At 59.3% G+C, this 3,914-nt stretch carries 3 protein-coding genes; 1 reads left to right on the plus strand and 2 read right to left on the minus strand.

Annotated elements, in window-relative coordinates; all coding sequences use genetic code 11:
- Window positions 1-280 precede the first annotated feature (280 nt).
- Window positions 281-1,879, plus strand: a complete 1,599-nt coding sequence (locus tag ACETWG_06845) for an amidohydrolase (protein ID MFB0516304.1) — start codon at window positions 281-283, stop codon at window positions 1,877-1,879.
- Between the two features lie 91 nt (window positions 1,880-1,970).
- Here ACETWG_06845 and ACETWG_06850 read toward each other — a convergent pair whose 3' ends face one another.
- Together ACETWG_06850 and ACETWG_06855 are read right to left on the minus strand one after the other, a co-directional pair.
- Window positions 1,971-2,867, minus strand: a complete 897-nt coding sequence (locus tag ACETWG_06850) for a homocysteine S-methyltransferase family protein (protein MFB0516305.1) — start codon at window positions 2,865-2,867, stop codon at window positions 1,971-1,973.
- On the minus strand, window positions 2,864-3,914 hold a 1,051-nt coding region (locus tag ACETWG_06855), incomplete at its 5' end, for a uroporphyrinogen decarboxylase family protein (GenBank protein MFB0516306.1). The genes ACETWG_06850 and ACETWG_06855, both read right to left, overlap by 4 nt.

The following is a 3,914-nucleotide window of genomic DNA, read 5'->3' on the forward strand; positions in this document are numbered from 1 at the left end:
ATTATCGAGCTATGAGCTGGATTCACTGTCAGCCAGTTCTGCCGGAAGCTAAAGTAGCCCCTGATACCAGCTCTGCAGGAAGAGCCTTTCTAAAAGCTTAAAATGTGTCTCACAACTACCACCCCTCCCAAATGTAGGAGTACCAGGCATGTTCTACTATCAGTCAGGTTTGGAGCCTGTTTCGAAGGCGATAGCACCCCGCGTAAACCCGATCTACGGCGTGCTCGTGCTGCCAGCCTTGTTAATATTCACTCTCACGGGATGTATAACAACTAAATCGATGAAAGCCAGAGCAGACGTCATTTACCTGAACGGTTCCATCTGGACGGGCGTAGCTGGTGCCATTCGTGCCGAGGCACTGGCGGTGCAGGACGAGGAGATCATGGCCGTCGGTTCTATTACTGAGATCAATTCTCTCCAAGGTCCCCAGACCAAGGTGGTGGACTTGCAGGGAGGCTTTGTGGTGCCGGGACTCATCGACAATCACACTCATTTCATCAGTGGTGGCCAGCAGCTGGCCAGTGTGGATTTGCGTGATGCCAGTTCCCGGGAGGAGTTTATTCGACGCCTCGGCGAATTTGCCGGCAAGCTGCCAGATGGGCGCTGGATCACAGGCGGTGATTGGGATCATGAGGCCTGGGGGGGCGAGCTGCCGCAGCGGGACTGGATTGATGCTGTAACGCGGGAAGTGCCGGTGTTTGTCAGCCGATTGGACGGACACATGGCCCTGGCTAACAGCAAGGCCCTTGAACTGGCTGGCATTACCCCTGAGACCCTTGATCCTGAAGGAGGGATGATTGTGCGCGACCGCGCCACCGGACGCCCAACCGGCATTCTTAAAGACGAAGCCATGGGACTGGTCTATGCCGTCATACCTGAAGTCACCGAGCAGGAGCGGGACGAAGCTCTGGTGCGGGCGATGAACCATGCCGTCCTGCACGGCGTCACGCAGATTTATGACATGGGCAGTTGGCGCGATCTGGAGACCTATCGCCGGGCCGCACAGACAAACTCCCTGAAACTACGGGTCTACTCTTTCGTGCCCATCAGTACCTGGTCGCAGCTCAAACAGTACCGGGAAGAACATGGCAGGGGAGACGCCTGGCACCGCTGGGGCGGGCTGAAGGGTTTCGTGGACGGATCGCTGGGATCCACTACCGCGTGGTTCTATAAACCCTACGATGACGCCCCGGGTACCAGCGGATTGATGGTCACGGATACCTCCAAGCTGCGGGCATGGATAAGTGCCGGGGATGCAGCCGGCTTCCAGATAGCGGTGCATGCCATCGGCGACCGGGCGAACGATTGGATCCTTAACACCTATGCTTCGATTGCCGCGGCAAACGGCCCGCGTGATCGGCGCTTCCGCATTGAACATGCCCAACACCTTACAGTAGCGGCCATCGCACGCTTCCACCGGCAGGGCGTCATCCCGGCCATGCAGCCCTACCATGCTATCGACGACGGGCGCTGGGCCGAAAAGCGCATCGGCCCGGACCGTATCAAAACCACCTATGCCTTCCGATCCCTGCTGGACGCCGGTGCGCCCCTCTGCTTCGGCTCCGACTGGACCGTGGCCCCCCTATCTCCCCTGGAGGGCATCTACGCCGCTGTTACTCGCCGCACTATAGATGGCCTTAATCCAGAGGGATGGGTGCCGGAACAAAAAATCACGGTTGAGCAGGCACTGCGCTGCTATACCATCAATGCCGCCTACGCCGGCTTCTTCGAAACCCAAACCGGCACCCTGGAGCCAGGGAAACTGGCCGACTTCGTGGTCTTATCTGAAGACCTCTTTGCCATCGACCCGGTCGACATACCTCAGGTCCAGGTGTTGATGACGGTGGTGGGAAGTAAGGTACAGTACCGAGCGGAGTAACTACCGACCCTGATTTAGCCAGGACTAAGGCAGCCGTGATCCCTGATGGCTTGGTTGACTGGCCTAAGAGTTCTGCTTTGTTTGCGGCTGCTCAAGGGCTGGCGTTCAGCTCGTCAGCCAGCTGGCGGATAACCCGAATATGGTCGGGAGTGGTGCCGCAGCAGCCGCCGCACAAGGTTGCGCCCGCCGCCATGACCGCACGCATTTTCTGAGCGAAGCTCTCCGGCGTTTCGGGAAACACCTCCCTGCCGCCAGTCAGCTGCGGGAGGCCTGCGTTAGGCTTGGCCATAAGAGGCAAGCTGGTCAACCTGTGCATCTCTGAGATGATGGCCAACATCTGCTCCACGCCCTCGCCGCAGTTGGATCCCAGCATATTCACACCAGCCTCGGTGAGAGCCCGGGTGATACGCTCGACGCTTTCGCCCATTATGGTGAAATAGCCGGTCGGGGCCTGATTAAAGGTTACCGATACACAGATAGGCAGACCCAGAACGGAGCGGATGGCTTCAAAGGCCAGCAAGGCTTCATCGAGGCAATTCATGGTTTCAATGTTGACCAGGTCGGCCTCCCCCAGCCCTCTGGCCTGGGTCTGGAAGGCTTCGAACACCGCTTCCCGGGATACGTTGCCATAGGGTTCGAGGATCTCGCCGGTGGGTCCCACGGAAGCCGCCACGTAGGCCTTATCGCCGGCAGCCTGGCGGGCCAGTTCCACGGCACGGGTATTGATAGCCACCGTTTTACTCTCAAGACCGTAGTTTGACAGGCGCCGGGTATTCCCGCCGAAGGTGTTGGTCTGGATGATATCCGATCCGGCGGCGACGTACTCGCGGTGGATCTCCAGCAGAATCTCTGGATGGGATACATTCAGCTCCTCGGGACACTCCCCCACCTTCAGTCCACGGTGCTGCAGCAGGGTCCCGATGCCGCCATCGAATACCCAGACCGGGCGCGGTTCAGCCGCAAACAGCTGCGAAAGATTCCGGGTCATGCGTAGACGCCGTACTCCTGTGCGAGCTTCGCCAGCAGCTGCACCCGCTCGCGCCTGACGTGCGGGGCAATCGAACAGGCGGTGCTCAGGATAAAGCCCCGGCCGGTCTTCCCGATCTGGATGCGCCGTTTCACATCAGCTAAAATATCCTCTTCAGACCCCTGGAGCAAGGTATTGACGGAGTCAACGTTCCCCTTAATGAACAGGCTTTGCCCCACCCGCCTGACGGCGTCTTCCAGCTCCACGTTGCCCAGGGGAGGTGGGTCCAGGCATTCCAGCCCCGAGGTGCCCGATTCGGCCATGGCCTCCAGGCGGTCATTGATGGCGCCGCAAGTGTGGAGGTAGGCATATTTGCCCTGCTCCTTGATGGCCGCAATAATTTGGCCTTCATAGGGCAGCACGAACCGGCGGTAAAAGTCCGGCGAGATGAACCCCATTCCCGCAAAGGGGGAGGAAATCTTGACGGCGTCAATGGGCTGGGCACACATCTCCCGGGCCAGGGCGGCGATCCCGTTGGCGAACCGCTGGAGGAGCGCCCGGCACCTATCCGGCGCCAGGATGAGGGCCGTCAGGGCGCTTTCGTGCCCCAGATAGTCCAGCAGGTAATCGAAGGGGGAGGTAATCTCGCCGTGAATGGAGTACTCATCTCCCACCTGTGCCTGGATCAGGTCGAAAACTGCGAATTTGTTGTCCAGATCAAGGTGGAAATGCAGATCCTGGGATACGGGGATATAATCGATCTGGTCCGGGATGTCGGCTGGGTTGGCCGTATCTATGGTCGGATGAACCACGGGTACCAGGAAGCGAACAGTCGGCAGGTCATCCCGGGTGAAGACCAGCTCCCGGTCGCTGAAGGTAACGATTTCAATATCACCTTTCCGCTCGAGCTTGACGAGCTCCTCCCGCCAGCCCTGCCTGTGCCCGTGCAGGCTCACCAGGATGCCGTCGAAGTCATAGAGTTCTCGCAGCTCAATCAATCCCCGGGCGAAGGTATCGGCGTCGAACCAGAACTCGGACGGGGATACGTCCAGCTGCTGCAGCATGTGC

It is taken from the genome of Candidatus Neomarinimicrobiota bacterium (genome assembly GCA_041862535.1).
In the GTDB taxonomy this organism is placed as follows: domain Bacteria; phylum Fidelibacterota; class Marinisomatia; order SCGC-AAA003-L08; family TS1B11.